The sequence below is a fragment of the Pseudomonas sp. MCal1 genome (assembly GCF_026341415.1).
Classification (GTDB): Bacteria; Pseudomonadota; Gammaproteobacteria; order Pseudomonadales; family Pseudomonadaceae; genus Aquipseudomonas.
The window spans coordinates 296,949-315,234 of sequence record NZ_JAKUMP010000008.1 but is presented as its reverse complement, the minus strand read 5'-3'; the positions used below and the strand labels follow the sequence as shown (position 1 = coordinate 315,234).

At 61.0% G+C, this 18,286-nt stretch carries 12 protein-coding genes and 4 pseudogenes; 12 read left to right on the top strand and 4 right to left on the bottom strand.

The annotated features are described in order from the left end of the window. Positions 1–198 (top strand): annotated as a pseudogene (locus MKZ87_RS15855) (hypothetical protein); the annotation flags it as partial. Positions 199–394: 196 nt separating this feature from the next. Here the strand turns inward: MKZ87_RS15855 and MKZ87_RS15850 are convergent. Beyond that, positions 395–1,351, bottom strand: a complete 957-nt coding sequence (locus MKZ87_RS15850; RefSeq protein ID WP_085704335.1) for a threonine dehydratase — start codon at positions 1,349–1,351, stop codon at positions 395–397. Positions 1,352–1,457: 106 nt separating this feature from the next. Here MKZ87_RS15850 and MKZ87_RS15845 point away from each other — a divergent pair, with 106 nt between their 5' ends. The 9 genes and pseudogenes from MKZ87_RS15845 to MKZ87_RS15805 all read left to right on the top strand — a co-directional run bounded on the left by MKZ87_RS15845 (position 1,458) and on the right by MKZ87_RS15805 (position 9,341). Next, positions 1,458–2,300 carry a helix-turn-helix transcriptional regulator gene (locus tag MKZ87_RS15845; protein ID WP_256574799.1) on the top strand — a complete coding sequence of 281 codons (843 nt, stop codon included), beginning with the start codon at positions 1,458–1,460 and terminating at the stop codon, positions 2,298–2,300. A 168-nt stretch (positions 2,301–2,468) separates the two neighbouring features. Beyond that, the gene (gene yghU, locus MKZ87_RS15840) at positions 2,469–3,308 is read left to right on the top strand and encodes a glutathione-dependent disulfide-bond oxidoreductase (protein ID WP_085704331.1); all 840 of its coding nucleotides are present in this window, start codon (positions 2,469–2,471) and stop codon (positions 3,306–3,308) included. A 230-nt stretch (positions 3,309–3,538) separates the two neighbouring features. Next, complete coding sequence (gene glcD, locus MKZ87_RS15835) at positions 3,539–5,038, top strand: glycolate oxidase subunit GlcD (protein ID WP_085704329.1); 1,500 nt, start codon at positions 3,539–3,541, stop codon at positions 5,036–5,038. Beyond that, positions 5,038–6,102: a glycolate oxidase subunit GlcE gene (gene glcE, locus MKZ87_RS15830; protein ID WP_085704327.1), complete on the top strand. Its 1,065-nt coding sequence runs from the start codon at positions 5,038–5,040 to the stop codon at positions 6,100–6,102. The genes glcD and glcE overlap by 1 nt, the downstream gene beginning before the upstream one ends. Before the next feature lie 3 nt (positions 6,103–6,105). Then, the gene (glcF, locus tag MKZ87_RS15825) at positions 6,106–7,338 is read left to right on the top strand and encodes a glycolate oxidase subunit GlcF (protein ID WP_085704326.1); all 1,233 of its coding nucleotides are present in this window, start codon (positions 6,106–6,108) and stop codon (positions 7,336–7,338) included. Positions 7,339–7,413: 75 nt separating this feature from the next. Further along, positions 7,414–7,617: pseudogene (locus MKZ87_RS15820) on the top strand (helix-turn-helix transcriptional regulator); the annotation flags it as partial. A 60-nt stretch (positions 7,618–7,677) separates the two neighbouring features. Continuing rightward, positions 7,678–7,932 (top strand): annotated as a pseudogene (locus MKZ87_RS15815) (multidrug transporter); the annotation flags it as partial. Positions 7,933–8,259: 327 nt separating this feature from the next. Beyond that, a complete protein-coding gene (locus tag MKZ87_RS15810) occupies positions 8,260–8,865 on the top strand; it encodes an SCO family protein (protein WP_039770777.1) in 606 nt (201 codons plus the stop codon). Next, the gene (locus MKZ87_RS15805) at positions 8,865–9,341 is read left to right on the top strand and encodes a copper chaperone PCu(A)C (RefSeq protein ID WP_085704324.1); all 477 of its coding nucleotides are present in this window, start codon (positions 8,865–8,867) and stop codon (positions 9,339–9,341) included. The genes MKZ87_RS15810 and MKZ87_RS15805 overlap by 1 nt, the downstream gene beginning before the upstream one ends. Positions 9,342–9,422: 81 nt before the next feature. Here MKZ87_RS15805 and MKZ87_RS15800 read toward each other — a convergent pair whose 3' ends face one another. Continuing rightward, positions 9,423–9,839, bottom strand: coding sequence for an organic hydroperoxide resistance protein (locus tag MKZ87_RS15800; protein WP_007956881.1), 417 nt, complete (start codon positions 9,837–9,839; stop codon positions 9,423–9,425). 157 nt (positions 9,840–9,996) lie between these two features. Then, a pseudogene (locus MKZ87_RS15795) lies at positions 9,997–11,043 on the bottom strand (sterol desaturase family protein). Between the two features lie 272 nt (positions 11,044–11,315). Here MKZ87_RS15795 and MKZ87_RS15790 point away from each other — a divergent pair. Continuing rightward, on the top strand, positions 11,316–13,526 hold the full coding sequence (locus MKZ87_RS15790; RefSeq protein ID WP_085704322.1) for an LTA synthase family protein: 2,211 nt from the start codon (positions 11,316–11,318) through the stop codon (positions 13,524–13,526). 49 nt (positions 13,527–13,575) lie between these two features. On the opposite strand, the gene MKZ87_RS15785 is transcribed toward MKZ87_RS15790, so the two are convergent. Then, positions 13,576–15,612, bottom strand: coding sequence for a TonB-dependent receptor (locus tag MKZ87_RS15785; protein ID WP_085704320.1), 2,037 nt, complete (start codon positions 15,610–15,612; stop codon positions 13,576–13,578). 332 nt (positions 15,613–15,944) lie between these two features. Between MKZ87_RS15785 and katG the strand changes: the two genes are divergently transcribed. Beyond that, positions 15,945–18,209, top strand: a complete 2,265-nt coding sequence (gene katG, locus MKZ87_RS15780) for a catalase/peroxidase HPI (protein WP_085704318.1) — start codon at positions 15,945–15,947, stop codon at positions 18,207–18,209. Positions 18,210–18,286: the final 77 nt, after the last annotated feature.

The window sequence follows — 18,286 nt, the reverse complement described above, 5'->3', positions numbered from 1 at the left end:
TTTCAGAAGTTTTTGAAGATTTCTTCAACAACTTCAACCACTTGCGCTTCCGATCTCTCGTTAGCGGGAGGCGAATTCTACAGCGTTACACGCTGCTGTCAACACCTCTTTTTCTTCGCTTTCGACCGAGAAGATCAAATCGCTGAAAGCGCCCAGCAAACCGGCATTTCCAACGCCTTCCAGGCTTCGATGAACTGAAGCGGCCCGCCTTCGAAACTTACTAACTCATTGAATTTAAAGGAGTTTTCCGTTTCGACTGCGCCGGAAGTGGGGCGAATTATAGAGACTCAGAATCTGCCGTCAACACTTAATTTGAGTTTTCTATCAACCTTAGGAAAACGCCGCTTCTATATAGACGCGAACGCGATGAGTGCATCCACCGGCAAGTCAGCACTCAACCAATAACCCTCGCATACACCGATCGGTCAATATTCCCCCCGGACAGAATCACCCCGACCTTTTTCCCCTGCATCCTTCCACGCTCCTGCATCAACGCTGCCAGCGCTGAGGCACCCGCGCCCTCTGCAAGGTTGTGAGTCTCGGTGTAATACACGCGCATGGCCTCGGCGATCTCGCCTTCGCTGACCGAAACGATCCTCGCCGCTCCTTCCTTATAGATGTCGAACGCCTGGGCAATCGGCTTGCGCACAGCCAGGCCATCCGCGAACGTATTCGCCGAAGCGGTTTCGCAGATCATGTTCGCGTCGAACGACAGCTTGGCGGCCGCGGCCTCTGTCGATACAACCCCCACCACTTCAGTATTCAGTCCCAGCGCGTCACGGGCAGCGATCACACCACAGATCCCCGATCCGCAACCAATGGGCACGTAAATCGTATCCAGATCCGATGCAGCACCAAACAGCTCCAGCGCATAAGTCGCCACGCCCTTGACCAGTTCAACGTGAAAAGGCGGCACCAGAAAAAGGTCATGTTCCTGCGCCAAACGCGCCGCCTCTTCACGCGCCTCGTCGAAATCGCGCCCGTACTCGACCACTTCACCACCGAAGCCGCGCATGGCATTGTTCTTTTCCAGCGAATTGCCCTGCGGCACCACGATCAATGCTTTCAGGCCCACCGCCTGCGCTGCCAGCGCCAGGCTCTGACCGTGATTGCCACGCGTCGCAGAGACAATGCCTTTGACAGTGGGATGTTCGCGACGCAGCCAGTGCATGAACGTGATACCGCCACGCACCTTAAAGGCACCGGTCGGCGTGTGGTTTTCATGCTTGACCCAAACTGTGCAGCCCAGCCGTTCTGCCAGCAGCGGCCAACGGTATTGGGCGGTAGCCGGCATCACTTGATAAACCTGGCGGGCAGCGTTCTCGATGTCGTCGCGAGTGAGTGCGTGCATATAAGTGGCTCCTTGGACTTTGGCCCAGTCTAGGCACGGACGCTTCACATCGGCTTTCAAAAAACAGACCTGACTTTTATGCACGCCCTTCACTACTATGGCGTTCATGAGCCATCGAAACCGTCGCCCCTCCATAACCGTCGCCGAGCCGATACGTCGTATCGAAGCCGGCCCGTGGGTGATCGAGTTGCTGCCGGGCGCAGCCTACTCGGCGCGGTACGTGGCGACCCAGTCAGCGATCGGCTTTGCCTTCGACAGCCAGCGCGGCGTGCACGCCATCGGTAGTGACCGGATACGCCCCTTCGATGCAATGCCCAATGGCCTGGCGTTTGTTCCGGCTGGCTGTGACGTGTTCTCCGAGTCGCCCATGGGCGGCGAATATCTGCGGGTGATACGCACCGACGGCACAGCATTGGCCGGCGACGAGGCGTTCAATAATCGCATCGACCCGCAAGCGATCTACCTCGCGTCGCGAATGCGCAGCGCACTGCTGAAAACCTCTCTGGAAGATGACTGGGAAAGCTGGGCGCTCAACCTGGCAGAACGGGTTGAAGGTCATGCGACCGCAACGCAGCAAGGTTCAATCACCGGCAGCCGCATGCGCCTGCTGGATGAATTCATCGACGCCGGCCTCGGCAACCCTCTCGGCGTTCCGGCTATGGCGCAACTGCTGGAGTTGTCCGAGGGCTATTTCATGCGCGCTTTCAAACAGGCGACCGGCAAAAGTCCCCACAGTTACCTGATCGACAGACGACTGGCCAAAGCCCGAGCGTCGATGCGCGATACAACAGACAGTCTTTCGCAGATTGCCCTCGCCTGTGGCTTTAACTCACAGGCGCACATGACCACAGCCTTCAGGCAGCGTCTGGGCGTGAGTCCGGCGCAACTGCGGACAGATTCGCGCAAAAGCCCTGCCCGCTCGTCTATCAAAGGAGAAGCGGCCACCTGACGCCTTGAATGACAAAAACCCGGCAATGCGTCTGCAGCCGATCAACGTTTTTCAGCGAACCACCAGTGGCATTCAAACGCCCTTGCATGGTGTTCTGTTCGACAAAAGTCTGGCACGCTCGCTGTCCGGCTCAAGTCATTGCGGCATACAACCGATGAGGTCCGTTTCATGAGCAAGGCGCCCTACGCTCCACCCAAGGTCTGGAAACACATCGCTCCGTCCGGCGGCCAGTTCGCCAGCATCAATCGCCCGATTGCCGGGCCGACGCATGAAAAGACGCTGCCGATCGGCCAACATCCGTTGCAGTTGTATTCACTGGCCACGCCCAACGGCGTGAAAGTGACCATTCTGCTTGAGGAGTTGCTGGCGCTCGGACATTCCGGCGCCGAGTACGACGCCTGGCTGATCCGCATCAACGAGGGCGACCAGTTTTCCAGCGGCTTTGTCGAGATCAACCCCAATTCGAAAATCCCGGCGCTGCTGGATCGCAGCGTAGAACCGGCCATTCGCGTATTCGAATCCGGTTCGATCCTGCTCTATCTGGCAGAAAAATTTGGCGCCTTCCTGCCCACCGACCTGGCGGCACGCACCGAAACCCTGAACTGGCTGTTCTGGCAGATGGGATCAGCACCTTACCTGGGCGGTGGTTTCGGTCATTTCTATGCGTATGCGCCGGAAAAGCTCGAATACCCGATCAACCGATTCACCATGGAAACCAAGCGGCAGCTGGATGTTCTCGACCGCCGCCTGAGCGAAAGCGCCTTCCTCGCCGGCAACGACTACACCATCGCCGACATCGCGGTCTGGCCGTGGTACGGGCAATTGGTGCGCAACAACGTGTACTCCGCCGCCGAGTTTCTTTCCGCTCACGAATACACCCACGTGCAACGCTGGGCGCAAGTGATTGCTGACCGGCCTGCGGTAATTCGCGGCCAGCGCGTCAACCGGACGTGGGGCGATGAAGCCGGCCAGGTTCCGGAGCGGCATCAAGCAAGCGATCTGGACTGAAGTTCGCTGACACCACCCAACGCCCGCACTGCTCGGGCGTTGGGTGGTGTCCCACCCTTCTCAGGCCGTCTGCCGACGCATCGTCGCAATCGCAGTCCTGAAGTAGCGGCATACAGAAGCGCGAGACAACGGACCTCCGGCCGCTACGCTTTACTTCTCGGTATCAGCAGCCCAATGATGGAAAACGGCACCGACCTCGAATAACGACAACGGAGGGTCGTCCAGCGATCATGAACATTCTCTATGACGAACAGGTCGACGGCGTTTTGCCCGATGTCGACAAAGCCGCGCTGTTGCAAGCCCTGCACCACCAATGGCCGGATCTTGAAGTCCTGCATCAGCTTGAAGAACTGAAGCCGTATGAATGCGATGGCCTCTCGGCCTATCGCACCACGCCGCTGCTGGTGGTGCTGCCACGGCACATCGATGAAGTTCAGGGCGTGTTGCGAATCTGCCACGAACGGCGGGTACCGGTGGTGGCACGGGGCGCCGGGACCGGTTTGTCCGGCGGTGCCCTGCCACTGGAAAAAGGCGTGCTGCTGGTGATGGCGCGCTTCAACAATATTCTGCGGATCGACCCCGAAGCACGTACCGCACGGGTTCAACCCGGCGTGCGCAACCTGGCGATTTCCCAGGCCGCTGCGCCGTTCGGACTGTATTACGCGCCTGATCCTTCCTCGCAAATCGCCTGCTCCATCGGCGGCAATGTTGCGGAAAACGCCGGCGGCGTGCATTGCCTCAAGTACGGCCTGACCGTTCACAACCTGCTCAAGATCGAGATTCTTACCGTGGATGGCGAGCGCCTGACGCTGGGGTCCGATGCGCTGGATTCTCCCGGCTTCGACCTGTTGGCGCTGTTCACCGGCTCCGAAGGACTGCTCGGGGTGATCACCGAAGTCACGGTCAAACTCTTGCCCAAACCGCAAACCGCCAAAGTGCTGCTGGCGGCGTTCGACTCCGTGGAAAAAGCCGGCCGTGCAGTAGCCGACATCATCGCGGCCGGCATCATTCCCGGCGGCCTGGAGATGATGGACAACCTGGCGATCCGCGCCGCCGAAGACTTCATACACGCCGGTTATCCAGTAGACGCCGAGGCGATTCTGCTCTGTGAACTCGATGGTGTTGAAGCGGATGTCCACGATGATTGCGCTCGGGTTCGCCAAGTGCTCGAACAGGCCGGCGCCACCGAACTGCGCCAGGCCCGGGACGAAGCCGAGCGCTTACGGTTCTGGGCCGGACGCAAGAATGCCTTCCCCGCCGTGGGTCGGTTGTCGCCGGACTATTACTGCATGGACGGCACCATCCCGCGCCGCGAGTTGCCCGGCGTACTGCACGCGATAGCGCAGCTTTCAGCCGAATATGGCTTGGGGGTCGCCAACGTATTCCACGCCGGCGACGGCAACATGCATCCATTGATTCTGTTCGATGCCAATCAGCCCGGCGAACTGGAACGAGCCGAAGCGCTGGGTGGCAAGATCCTCGAATTGTGCGTGAAGGTTGGCGGCAGCATCACTGGCGAACACGGCGTGGGCCGGGAAAAAATCAACCAGATGTGCGCGCAGTTCAACCGTGATGAGTTGACCCTTTTCCATGCCGTGAAAGCAGCCTTCGACCCCGGTGGACTGCTCAATCCCGGCAAAAATATTCCGACCCTGCATCGCTGCGCCGAATTCGGTGCCCTGCACGTACACCACGGGCAATTGCCCTTCCCCGAGCTGGAGCGGTTCTGATGGGTGACACCAAAGATTTCGATGACAGCGCCGCGCTGCTCGAACAGGTCAACCGGGCACTGGTAAACGCTACGCCGCTGCGCATTCAGGGGGCCAACAGCAAGGCGTTTCTCGGACGCATCGTCGGAGGGGAAATTCTCGATACCCGCGCCCATCGCGGCATCGTCAGCTACGACCCGACCGAACTGGTGATCACCGCGCGCTGCGGCACTCCGCTGGCAAAGTTGCTGGCCGTGCTGGACGCCTCGCAACAAATGCTGGCGTGCGAGCCCCCCGCCTTCGCCGACGACGCAACGGTCGGCGGCATGATCGCCACTGGGCTGTCCGGGCCGCGTCGTCCCTGGTCGGGATCGGTGCGCGATTTCGTGCTGGGCACGCGAATCATCACCGGTCATGGCAAACACCTGCGTTTCGGTGGCGAAGTCATGAAGAACGTCGCCGGCTACGATCTGTCGCGCCTGATGGCTGGCAGTTACGGGTCGCTGGGTGTCATCACTGAAGTCTCGCTCAAAGTGCTGCCCAAACCGCGCGCGTGCCTTAGCCTGCGTCTGGAAATGACCAGCGAACATGCCCTGCTGCGCCTGGCCGAATGGGGCCAGCAGCCGTTGCCGATCAGCGCCGCGTGTCACGATGGCCGGCAATTGCACTTGCGCCTGGAGGGTGGTGAAGGTTCAGTGGCGGCCGCCCGTGATCGCCTTGGCGGCGAGCTGATCGACAATTCGTTCTGGGCCGACCTCAACGAACAACGCCTGGACTTCTTCGATGAAGACCACCCGCTCTGGCGCCTGTCCGTACCACTCAACACACCGCCGCTGGACCTGCCCGGCAAGCAGTGGCTCGACTGGGGCGGAGCGCAACGCTGGCTCAAATCGACGGCCGAAGCGTCGGTCATTCGCAAAGCGGTCGGCGACGTCGGCGGCCATGCGACCTGTTATAGCCACGGTTTGATCGACGAACCGTTCCATCCCCTGGCGCCCGCCTTGCTTCACTATCACCGTCAACTCAAACGACAACTCGACCCCCGGGGCATTTTCAACCCCGGCCTTCTGTACGCGGAGCTTTGAGCCATGCAGACCACCCTCAGCCCGCAAGCCCGACAACTGCCCCGCGCCGAAGAGGCCGAAAGCATCCTGCGCACGTGCGTTCATTGCGGATTCTGCAACGCGACCTGCCCGACTTATCAATTGCTCGGCGATGAACTGGACGGCCCGCGCGGGCGCATCTACTTGATCAAGCAGGTGCTCGAAGGCAACGAAGTCACGGCGAAAACCCAGCAACACCTGGACCGCTGCCTGTCGTGCCGCAACTGTGAAACCACCTGCCCTTCCGGCGTGGATTATCACAACCTGCTCGACATAGGGCGGGCTGTAGTCGACGCCGCCGTCCCGCGACCGCCCGGACAGCGCCTTCTGCGAGAAGGACTTCGAAGTGTCGTACCCAATCCACGGTTGTTCAAAGGATTGGTCAATGGCGGGCAGATGTTCCGGTCGCTACTGCCCGATACCTTGCAAGACAAACTGCCACGCAATGCGTTGACGCCTGCATCACGTCCAGTCATCCGCCATGCACGGCAAGTGTTGATGCTGGAGGGTTGCGTGCAACCGGGTTTGTCACCCAATACCAATGCAGCAGCGGCACGGGTGCTGGATCGTCTGGGCGTCAGCGTGATTCCCGTCCGTGAGGCTGGCTGTTGCGGCGCCGTGGATTATCACCTCGACGCCCAGATCACCGGCCTTGACCGCGCCCGCCACAACATTGATGCGTGGTGGCCGGCCATCGAACGGGGGGCCGAGGCGATCGTGCAGACCGCCAGCGGTTGCGGTGCGTTCATCAAGGATTACGGGCATTTGCTCGGCGCCGATCCGGTATACGCCGAGAAGGCAAGACGTGTCAGCACGCTGGCTCGGGATCTCGTTGAGGTGCTGCGCGAAGAACCGCTCGAATCCCTGGGCATCCACGCTGATCAGCGTCTGGCTTTCCACTGCCCTTGCACCCTGCAGCACGCACAGAAACTCGGCGGCGCGGTGGAGTCAGTGCTGAACCGGCTGGGCTTCAACCTCACGACCGTACCGGACGCACATCTGTGCTGTGGCTCGGCAGGCACCTACTCGCTGACCCAGCCAACACTGGCCCGGCAACTGCGCGACCAAAAGCTCAACGCCCTGGAAAGCGGCCATCCTGACGTCATCGCAACCGCCAATATCGGTTGTCAGGCTCACCTCGACGGTGCAGGGCGTACGCCAGTCAGGCACTGGATCGAGCTGGTGGATGCCGCATTACCTTCGTTGAACGAGGCATAGACACGGCGACGACGCAAACGACAGGCGGAAAAAATCGCCTTTGCGGGGCTTTTTTTCGGCAAGACTCAGTGTGCGGAGGGTATGGCACTGGGCGACATCACGTTGTCGGTACGAGAAAAAGAAGTCTGCCTGGGCTTGCTGACCGGCGGCACCGTACCGCAGATGGCCGAGAAGCTGAGGGTCAAAAACAGCTCGATCGATACCTACCTCAAGCATGCGGCCGCCAAGCTCGGTGTCAGCGGACGACACGGTCTGGCCAGATGGATGGCCGGCGCCTGATCCGCGCTTCCTTTTATCGGACGCCCGGCCTCCGCTCTTATTCGTGAACGAGGCTGTTTGATGTCCAGGCTCCCGATCTCCCTCCTGTCCGTGGCACTGCTGCTGGGCGGTTGCTCGTTGACTCCCGACTACCAGCGACCGGCATCGCCGAGCGCTGCGCAGTATCCACAAGGTCCGGCGTATGCCGCGCAATCCCCGCGCACACCCCGGGTCGAAGACTGGCGCGCGCTGTTCAATGACCCGGCGTTGCAGCAATTGATCGAAAGCGCGCTGATCAACAATCGTGATCTGCGGGTAGCCGCGCTGAACGTCGATCAGGAGTTGCTGACGCTGGCCCGGGAAACGCTGGCCGCCGACGAGCGAAGCCTGCACCTGACCATCCGCAACCGCGAGGCCGGCAAGGGTTGGCGCAACTGGTCGCGCAAGTGAACCTGTACACCGCACTGGGCGGTGGCTGGAGCCCGCCCGAGCCGCCTTCGCCATCACCTTGAGTCATTTTTTCTTACACCTTTTGTCGCCCGCTCCGACATTGACGGGTGATCAAAAACCGACCTGCCGGATCATTTTGGTATCATGCGCCGCTTTTACGGTTAACCCGCCCGCCTGTCTTGCCGACTGGCGGGCTCCAAAGGGCGGTATGAAATGACGGCTTTGTTGACTCGCCGCAAGGTGCTTGCGGGAATGGGCGTACTCGGTCTCGGCCTGCTCGCCGGCTGCGACACCCGCGGCGAACTGTCGTACAAGTACGGCAAGGATCTGAGCGACAAGATCCTCGGACGCACCTTCAAGCTCAAGGACACCGAAGGCAACACCGTGACGCTGTCGAGCTTTCGCGGCCTGATGCCGATGATCTTCTTCGGTTTCACCCAGTGCCCGGCGATCTGTCCGACGACGCTGGCCCGCGCCGCAAAAATCAAGAAATTGATGGGCAAGGACGGCGACATCCTGCAAGTGGTGTTCATCACCCTCGACCCGGAACGCGACACCCCGGAAATCCTCGACGCTTACGTCAAGACCTTCGATCCAAGCTTCGTCGCGCTGTATGGCACCCTCGAAGAAACCAAGGCCACCGCCAAGGAATTCGACGTGTTCTACGAAAAAGTCCCGGCCGGCGACACCTATACCCTTTCCCACACCGCCACCAGTTATGTCTACGACACCCGGGGCACGTTGCGTGTGGGCCTGTCTCAATCGCTTTCGGCACAAGAGTGCACGGAAGATTTGCTTACCGTCATGGAGGTCTGCTGATGAATCCTTTTCTGAACAACATCAAATGTGCCGTATTGGGCCTGTCGCTGCTGGGCCTGGCTTTCCAGGTCTCGGCGCAGACCAGGGTCGACGACGCGTGGGTGCGGGCAACCGTGCCGAACCAGTCGGCCAGCGGTGCGTTCATGACCGTCACCGCCGACAGCGACAGCAAGCTGCTCAGTGTTGCATCGCCCGTGGCCAAGAACGTGCAGATTCATGAAATGACCATGAAGAACGACGTGATGAGCATGGGCCCGGTCAACTCGGTCGACCTGCCGGCCGGCAAAGCCGTCAATTTCGATCCGAATGGCTACCACGTGATGCTGATGGGCCTGACTGCTCAGTTGAAAGAAGGCGACAGCGTGCCGCTGACCCTGACCGTCGAAAACGCCAAAGGTGAAAAGGAAACCGTTGAAGTGAAAGCGCCGGTCAAGGCGCTGACCATGGAAGGCCACGATCACAGCAAGATGCATTGATCGCTGATTGACAGATACGGCTTAAAAAAACAAAAGGGGCGGCATGATCGATGATCATGCCGCCCCTTTTGCGTCTGGAGGTCAGACCAGTTTCAATTCGACCTCGATGTTGTTGCGCGTGGCCTTGGAATACGGGCACACCTGATGCGCCGCATCCACCAACTGCTGCGCCGCACCGCGCTCCATGCCCGGCAGGCTTACATTGAGTCGCGCCTGCAGGAGATACCCTCCCGAATTAGTGCCCAGGTCCACTTCGGCATCCACCGCCAGGTCTGCCGGCAGGCTTATTTTCTGCTGCCCCGCCACCGCTTTCATCGCGCCGATGAAACACGCCGACCAGCCTGCGGCGAACAATTGTTCCGGATTGGTCCCGCCGCCACTGGAACCGGGCGACGACAGTTTTACATCAAGGATCCCGTCGGAACTGCGCGATGCGCCGTCACGTCCGCCGGTGGTGTGGGTTTTCGCGGTATAGAGGACTTTTTCAATCTGACTCATGGCGATCTCCTGAATGAAAAACAGCAGATTGTTCACTCGGCGCCTCCCGTCGCAGCTTGAGGTGCGCCACCCGTCTCACACAGCCCTCTCACTATAGACGCGGGTTTAACGCCCATCCGGCAAGCGGACGTGCGGGTTGTTCAACAATGACGAGTATTCAAGGCGTACGCTGGTTGAACCGGGTTTTGAGACCGTCGGCGTTCGACGACAAGCGTTTGGCGGTGTCCACGAACGGCGTGACGATCAGGCTGTACAGCGTCAGGTAGCGGGCGTGGTCCTGCTCGCCCGTTCCGAAGCGCAAGTCTTCGGGCTTTGAAGTGGTGACGTACAGCGTGCCGAACAGCCAGTCCCACAGTGAAAGATTGATCGCGAAGTTCTTGTCGAAATGTCGTGGCGCGTCGCTGTGGTGGATCTGGTGCTGGGCCGGGCTGTTGAGCACATGTTCGACCACTGGCCCGAACGACAGCCAGACATGGCTGTGCCGTAGATTGGAGGCCAGGCTGTTGATGATCAGCGCCAGCCAGGTCACGCCGAACAGCGTATAGCGGCTGACTTCACCACCGCAGGCGTACCAGACTACACCCGCAAACGCGCCGAGGCCGGCGGTGATGACGATTCGTTCAACGATCGATTCGACGATGTGAATCCGGCTGGCGGTGGCCGGCACCAGCACCGGCGCCGAATGGTGAACCTTGTGAAACGCCCATAGATAGCGGGAGTGGAAAGCGCGGTGAATCCAGTAATGCAGAAAATCCCTGAACAGGAAAACGCCCAGACCGTAGAACAACGCGATCAGCGGGTGATCCGGAACCTGCTCGCGAGCGCCCCAGAGTTGGGTGAAAAACCGCGCATAGTCGCCCGAGCGAAGGATGTACGGGTCGACGAGACCAACAACCGGCAATACCAGGGCCACCTTCAGAATCGCCTTGATGAAGTAATAACGGTAATCCAGCCAGGCCGAACGATGCCCGTGGACACGACCACCGCCGACAAATTGCCAGAAGGAGCGGGCCTGTGTCAGGTGTCTGGATTTTCGGTAGCGATAAAGGCCGTACGCCACGCCTTAGGACGTGAGCAGAAACGCCACACCAAGACGGCCGTTCAAATCGAACAGGCCAAGGAACCGCTCGGTGACCGGATCGATCACCCAGCGGCTGAGCTGCGCATGAAGTTGCGTGAGTAAATCCACGACGACCGACTCCATCAGGGGGCGCGCATTGTAAATCGGACTGGTTCGCAAATGCAGCAGCAATGGATCAAAAGCCGGTTAAACAGCCTGAAACAATAAAACCGCTGCCTCGCTCAGGCCGAAAAATCGCCAGGACTGACGCCGATCAAGGCCCAGCCTCGTCCGGGTGGCTCACCGTGGCTTTCAAGATCAGATCACCCTGCCGTTTAAAAAGGCGATCAGACAGCCCACCCTTGGTATGATCGCCCACACTTTTGTGACGATTTGATGGCTGGAAGGTCTTTTTTGTGAGCGCTCTTTTTCAACGGTTGCGGCGCCTGGATGCCCGTCTTCTTTCTCTGGTTTTCCTGGTACTGATCGTGCCGGTGTGCCTGCGGGCGGCACTCGGCTGGTCGAGCCTGTTCGGTTATCTGTCAGATCTGGCCATCGGCAGTCTGTTGATGGTTTTGTTACACCGCCGTCCCTGGTGGCTGGCGCTGCCGGTGCTGCTGTTTTGGGGATTGCTGGCGGTAGCGACCGCGGAACTGGTCAGCGCGGTCGGTCGCCTGCCGACCGTGGCAGACCTGCATTACCTGATCGACCCGCAGTTCGTGGAAAACTCCACCGGCGGTGGCTTCGCCCATCCCGGTGTGGCGGTTGCGCTGCTGGTGGCTCTCGCCCTGTGGCTGCTCAGTCATTGGAATCGACGTGCAACACCGGTTCGCGCTCTGCCCCGCGCAATCTGGGCGATGCCGGTGCTGCTGTTCTCAGCGTACTGGGGCGCGCAACACCTGGCCCCGAGCGATGACGACCCGTGGCGCCTGTACAACTTGCCGCACCAGTTGCTGGCCGCGCAGGTCGCCGATCTTCAGATGCAGACCGAAGAATGGCTGGACGGCGACACTCAGGTCGCTCCTCCGCCCATGGCCGGGCTCACCGATGTTGATCTGAATGGTCACCCGTTGCTGGCGGCCAAGGGCCAGGCGCGCAATGTGCTGATCGTTGCCCTCGAAGGCATTCCCGGCGCTTACATCGGCGCCAATCGCCGGGCCATCGGCAGTCATTATCAGGAAGACCTGATGCCCAACCTCAGCCGCTGGGCCGAGCGCGGCATGAACACTCCGGATTACGTGCTGCACACCCACCAGACCATTCGCGGTCTGTACGCCATGCTCTGCGGCGACTACGACAAACTCGACAACGGCACGCCCAAAGGCGTGGAAATGCTGACCCAGCACAAACGCAATCAAGCCTGCCTGCCGGCACAGCTGCGCCAGCACGGTTTTGCCACGCATTACCTGCAAGGCGCAGGGCTGCGGTTCATGGCCAAAGACAAGATCATGCCGCACATCGGTTTCGACGCGACCCATGGTCTGGAGTGGTTCACCAACGCCAACTATCTCGAGTTCCCGTGGGGCAAGGACGACAAGGCGTTTTTCGAAGGCGCGCTGAAATACGTCGGCGACCTGAGAAAGCAGAAACAGCCGTGGATGCTCACGCTGCTGACCGTCGGCACTCACCAGCCCTACTCCGCGCCGGAGGAATACCTGCAACGCTACGACACGCCCAAGCAGGCCGCCGTCGGTTATCTGGACGATGCGCTGGAGCAGTTTCTCAGTGGCCTGGAACGCCAGGGCGTGCTGAAAGACACGCTGGTGGTTATCACTTCTGACGAATCCCACGGCATCGACGGCGTCCGCCTCGCGTCGTCCTGGGGCTTCAACCTGACCCTCGCGCCGGAGCAGGCGCAATTGCCCCGCCTGAACGCCGGGGTCTACGGTCACGTCGATCTGAGCGCGTCGATCCTGGATTACTTCGACTTTCCGGTGCCTTCCGCCCTCAGCGGCCGCTCGCTGTTTCGCGATTACGATTCGGGCCGCGAAATCATGTCGTTCACCAACGGCAAGCTGCGCTATCACGACGGTCGCGGCCTCCTGACCGAATGCGACATGCCACGCCGTTGCCGCAATTACGCCAGCGAAGGATTCATCGCCGAAAGCGCCACGTTCAAAGGCAACGCCAGCGGCCAGAACGCCCGGGACATCGCCGCCCGCGCCTCGGCCCTGGACCTGTCGCTGTTGCGCACCCCGCTGAACCAGCGCTATCAGTTCGGCAGCACCAACGTTATCCCGCTGCAAGCGCAGATCAAGGACGACTGGGCCGACAACCTGATCGGCGCGCAATACCTGGAAATGCCCAAGGGCTCCCACACCCGCGTACGCCTGACCGTGCGCTCGGTCGATCCACAGCAGGCGGCGTACATTCAGCTCAAGGCCAAGGAGTTCGAACAGGACGTGCAACTGGGACTGCCGACCGAGATGGTCGCCACGGCAGATCAGCCGCTGGAGATGGATTTCAGCTTCGACAACCCGCAACCGCGCAAGGCGTTCTCGTTCCACTTGTTGGGGTATGGGCTGGGCGCCGTGGAGGTCAGTGATTTCAGCGTGATCACAGAACTGCCGGGGCAACAGGATCTGCTGGACGAGATCCCGGAAGAAGACACCGCTCAATCGAGTTGAGATCAACGCCAGCGTCGCAACGACGCTGGCGCCTGTCCGGTGTGAACGATCAGAACGTGGTGCGCAGCCCGACCTGAATGCTGCGCCCTTCTGCCGGCGCAATATCGCGCAGGATCGAGCTGGCGTAACGCACGGTCTGGTTGGTCAGGTTCTCGGCATTGACGAAGGCCAGCCATTTGCTCTGACCAACATCAAAGTGATAACCCACATTTGCCCCCAGCGTGGTGTAGCCGTCGGTGCTGCTTTCGTTGTCCGGCACCCGGTGCTGGGAACTGGCGTGTTCCACATCGATCCGCGCCTGCCAGCGATCCAGCTCCCACAACAAACCGGTGTTCAGCCTAAGCGGTGCGATGCGCGGCAGGTCCTGACCATTGTCGAGGTTCTTGGCCCGGGTGTAGTCGCCCGACAGCTCCAGTGCAAACTTGCCGTAGGCGTTTTCGCCGAGGGTCCAGCGATCCTGCGCTTCGATGCCGCTGAAGCGGGCCCGAACGCCGGAATAGTTGTACTCGGGAATGCCGTCGGCGTCCTCCTCGCCTTCGTCGTTGAGTGTGCGGCCCGTCCCTAGCAGGCCGATGTAGTTGGAGAAATGGCTATAGAAGACGCCGACGCTGCCCTTGTGCGTACCGTTGTCGAAACGCAGGGCCAGGTCGCTGGAGACGGCTTTCTCTTTCGACAGCCCCGCGTCCCCGACTTCATAGGTGCCGGTGGCGACGTGAGCGCCGTTGGCGTAAAGCTCATAGAACGTCGGCGCGCGTTCGGTGTAGCCGAGCGTGGCAGCCACCGACCAGACCGGCGTCAGCGTGTACACCGCACCGGATGACAGGCTGCCGGCGGTGAAACTGCTGGAGCGATCGGCATTGGCGAAGCGCTCTTTGCCTTTGGCGTCGGGGTCGACCGTGGTGTGTTCAAGGCGTCCGCCGAGGGTGAACAGCAGGCGATCCGTGGCTTGCAGCTCTTCGAGAATGAATAGCGCACCGACATCGGTATCGGTGTGCGGCACGAACGCTTCTTCGCCCAACGCCGAGAACTCGTTGCGACTGACTTGCGCGCCAATCACCCCGTTGAACGGCCCCAGCGGCTGATGCCGGGCTTCGACCCGCGCCTCGTAGCCCTTGTTCTTGAACGTGGTGCCGACCTCGCCGCCCTCGATTTCACGGTGCTGGTAATCGGTGTAGCCAGCGTCGAGCTTCACCGAGCTGAACGGGCCGTCGAGGTTGCGGATTTCCGAGGCGAAGGCGTAGTGCTCCTGCTCCATGCGGATGCGCACATCGTCTTCGGCCGGCGAGCCGTAGTTCGAATCGTAATTGCTGTACGACAGCCCCGCGTAACCGTCATCCCAGGTGTACGACCCGCCCACCGCACCGCCGTCCTGACGACCGTCGCTGTTGGCCAGCCGATGCTTCTTCGAATCGCCATCGTCGTTCGCCCGTTCACGACGGGTCTTGGCGTAGCCGGGAATCTTCAGGTCATTGAACTCGCGGGCGCTGGCGTCTAGGTGCAAGGCGAACTGACCGTTACCGGCTTCGAGCTTGCCAGCGCTGCTGCGGGTGGTGTCGGCGCCGCCGTAGCGCAACTCGCCGGCACCGTGAATGCCTTCGATGGCTTCGGTCGGGATGCGGTTGTCGAAGGTGTTGACCACCCCGCCGATGGCACTGCCGCCGTACAGCAAGGCCGCGGGGCCACGGACGATTTCGATGCGCTCGACGTTGACGGGGTCCAGCGGCACCGCGTGATCGTAGGACAGCGACGAGGCGTCCAGCGCGCCGACGCCGTTACGCAGGATGCGAATGCGATCGCCGTCCTGCCCGCGAATGATCGGGCGACTGGCACCGGGGCCGAAGTAGGACGAGGACACGCCCGGCTGCTTGTTCAGGGTTTCGCCGAGGCTGCCTTTTTGCTGCAGCGTCAGGTTGTCGCCGCTCAACACGGTCGAGGGCGAGGCCAGGGTCTGACTGCCCAGCGGATTGCCGGTGATGACTTGCGGTTGCAGCTCCAGCGGGTCGGCGGCGAATGTCGGGGAAGCGATCAGCAACGCAGAGGCCATGAGCGTCAGGCGGGGTTGGAAGGAGTGGAAACGGGAAGGCATTTCAGGAATCCGTCAGGCAGAAAAGTGAGGATCAATGCCGGCGAGACAGAGTGCGTGTGACCGGCATCAATCAGATGAAATCATTTTTATGTTATACAATAACATTTCCAATGGCCATCACGTTTCTTCCACACATTGGCAAACCATCGCTCAAGCAGGGGCATTTCAGCGCCCTGCCCGGCGCCGGCGCCGGCGCCCGACAGTTCACGTAAGAGACTGCGCCTATCAGGCACCAATAGTCGGCCTATTAGCTGACTCTCCGAGTCGGGTCTAGCCTTACTACTCCGAAGTCGGCACGAGCCGGCCGCAGATGACCTGATAAGGACCCGAACATGGCAAATGAATCGAAATGCCCGTTCAATCACGCCGCCGGCGGTGGCACGACGAACCGCGATTGGTGGCCGAATCAACTGAACCTGAAAATCCTGAGTCAGCACTCGCCCGCGTCCGATCCGCTGGGCAAGGACTTCGACTACGCCAAGGCTTTCAAAAGCCTGGATTTCCAGGCCCTCAAACGCGATCTGACGGCGCTGATGACCGACTCGCAGGAGTGGTGGCCAGCGGACTTCGGCCACTACGGACCGCTCTTCATCCGCATGGCCTGGCACAGCGCCGGCACCTATCGCACCGCTGACGGCCGTGGTGGCGCCGGCTCCGGCCAGCAACGCTTCGCCCCGCTCAACAGCTGGCCGGACAACGTCAGCCTCGACAAGGCCCGCCGCCTGCTGTGGCCGATCAAGCAGAAATACGGCCGCAACATTTCCTGGGCCGACCTGATCGTTCTCACCGGCAACGTCGCGCTGGAGTCCATGGGCTTCAAGACCTTCGGTTTCTCCGGCGGCAGGCCCGACGTCTGGGAACCGGATGAAGACGTGTACTGGGGCTCGGAAAACAAATGGCTGGGCGGCGACAACCGCTACGGCAAGGATCCGCAATCCATGCAGCCGCCGGGCGAAGGCACGCTGGTGGCCGAGCCCGCCGAACACGGCAATGAAGAAAGCCGCACCAATCAGGGCGAACGCAACCTCGAGAACCCGCTCGCCGCCGTGCAGATGGGCCTGATCTACGTGAACCCGGAAGGTCCGGAAGGCAATCCGGACCCGGTGGCCTCGGCCAAGGACATCCGCGAAACCTTCGGCCGCATGGCCATGAACGACGAGGAAACCGTCGCCCTGATCGCCGGCGGCCACGCTTTCGGCAAGACACACGGCGCGGGCCCGGCCGATAACGTCGGCCCGGAACCGGAAGCCGCCGGCCTTGAAGAACAAGGCCTGGGCTGGAAAAGCACCTTCGGCACCGGCAAGGGCGCCGACACCATCACCAGCGGCCTGGAAGTGACCTGGACCACCACCCCGACAAAGTGGAGCAACAACTATCTGGAAAACCTGTTCGGCTTCGAGTGGGAACTGACCAAAAGCCCGGCCGGCGCCCATCAGTGGAAACCGAAAAACGGCGCCGGGGCCGGCACCATTCCCCACGCCCACGACCCGAACAAACGCATAGACCCGACCATGCTTACTTCCGACTTGGCCCTGCGTTTCGACCCGGCCTACGAGAAGATTTCGCGACGTTTTCTGGCCAATCCCGATCAACTGGCCGACGCCTTCGCCCGCGCCTGGTACAAGCTGATTCACCGTGACATGGGCCCACTGTCGCGCTACCTCGGCCCGGAATTGCCCCAGGAAGAACTGCTGTGGCAAGACCCGATTCCCGAGGCCAGACATCCACTGGTGGATGACAGCGATATCAGGGCGCTCAAAGACAAAGTGCTGGCATCGGGGCTGTCCGTTTCGGAACTGGTCTCTACTGCCTGGGCGGCCGCATCGACCTTCCGGGGTTCGGACAAACGCGGCGGCGCCAATGGCGGGCGTCTGCGTCTGGCGCCGCAAAAGTTCTGGCAGGCCAATCAGCCGGAGCAACTGGACAAGGTGCTGAAAGTCTACGAAGGCATTCAGAACGAGTTCAACGCCGGGGCATCCGGCAAGCAAGTCTCGCTGGCGGATCTGATCGTGCTGGCTGGTAATGCCGGGGTCGAGCAAGCGGCGAAAAATGCCGGGCACACGGTGACCGTGCCGTTCAATCCGGGGCGCACCGATGCGAGTCAGGAGCAGACCGACGTCGAATCGTTCGGTTTCCTTGAGCCGCACACCGATGGCTTCCGCAACTACGCTGCCACCACCTATCGCGTGCCGGCCGAAGCGTTGCTGATCGACAAGGCGCAACTGCTGACCCTTTCGGCACCGGAAATGACCGTGCTGATTGGCGGCCTGCGCGTACTGGACACCAACGTCGGTAAAACCAGACACGGGGTGTTCACCGACAAACCCGGCACCCTGACCAACGACTTTTTCCGCAACCTGCTGGACATGGGCGTGGAATGGAAACCGACGTCCAAAACCGAGTTCGAAGGTCGTGACCGTAAAACCGGCAGCGTGAAATGGACGGCGACCCGGGTCGATCTGGTGTTCGGTTCCAACTCGGTACTGCGGGCGCTGGCCGAGGTGTATGCCAGTTCCGATGCGAAGGAACAGTTCGTCAACGACTTCGTTGCCGCGTGGGCGAAGGTGATGGACCTGGACCGGTTCGATCTGAAGTAACTGAGGAAACGCAAAACAACTGTGGGAGCGAGCTTGCTCGCGAAGAGGGCGTATCAGACACGCAGATGTCGTCTGAA